This window comes from Marinagarivorans sp. (assembly GCF_982758155.1).
On sequence record NZ_CEXWTU010000406.1, the window covers coordinates 1,355 to 1,838 of the forward strand.

A 484-nucleotide genomic window follows, 5' to 3' on the forward strand; every position below is an offset into this window, starting at 1 on the left:
AGGTCCCCTATGCTTGAAACAATCATAGCATTTGTTGTTTCTGCAATCATCTCAAGTAGGCTTGCATTGCAACGGCGGATAGCCATTATATGGTTACGTGCGAAGAATTCTGATAGAACGGGGTCTATGTCCCTTCCGCCCACAACAAAATTAATGCCCATGTCTTTTATGTGTTCACCAATTGTTAGAATATCTGCCTTGCGTTTTTGGGAGTATTCATCTGCATCTGCACCTGTTTGGAAATTAACATTGACTCCTTCTGTGAATCTAGGGATGATAAGGTCACAATCAAATATTGCTATCTTTGCATCTGTGACCTCTTTAGCCATTCCGTGGTTCATCTTTTGTTTGTCGATGATAATACCATTGGCCAAATCATAGGTGTCTGAAATACTAGAACCGGGCCTTACTACGATATTGACATTGCTTGGTTTGGCTTTCTTCGCTGCTGTAAGACAAATCTTGGTAAGATGCTCTTTAGCAA

Annotated in this window: 1 protein-coding gene; it reads right to left on the reverse strand. The window is 40.9% G+C overall.

What is annotated here, in order from left to right; genetic code table 11:
- Nucleotides 1-484, reverse strand: a 484-nt coding sequence (locus AC3A8L_RS21425; protein ID WP_487964311.1) for a TCP-1/cpn60 chaperonin family protein, incomplete at both ends; no start/stop codon positions are given.